Annotated in this window: 1 protein-coding gene; it reads right to left on the reverse strand. The window is 61.0% G+C overall.

Going from position 1 to position 318, the window contains the following annotated elements; translation table 11 throughout:
- The coding region (tnpB, locus tag ACXAIC_RS24875) for an IS66 family insertion sequence element accessory protein TnpB (RefSeq protein ID WP_475187145.1) at positions 1–200 on the reverse strand (200 nt) is incomplete at its 3' end.
- Between the last annotated feature and the right edge of the window lie 118 nt (positions 201–318).

Here is a 318-nt window from a genome sequence, read left to right on the forward strand (position 1 = left end):
TTGCCAGCCTTCGCGCCCGGCCAGACAAACCGGCCTTTCTCCAGGCGTTTGGAAAACAGGCAAGCCCCCTGACTGTCCCACCAGATGATCTTCAAAAGATCACCCCGCCGACCGCGGAACACGAACAGGTGCCCAGAATAAGGATCTTCCGCGAGAACCTGTTCGGCTTGTGCGGCCAAAGAGTTGAAGCCGCGCCGCATGTCCGTCACACCGGCCGCCAGCCAAACTCGGGTGTTCGATGGAACCGGGATCACTCCATCAAACCCTGAACCAGTCCCATCACCGCGGCCAGGGCCGTTGGGCCTTCGATCAACACCC

This window comes from Roseibium sp. AWQ4_254, from assembly GCF_056161025.1.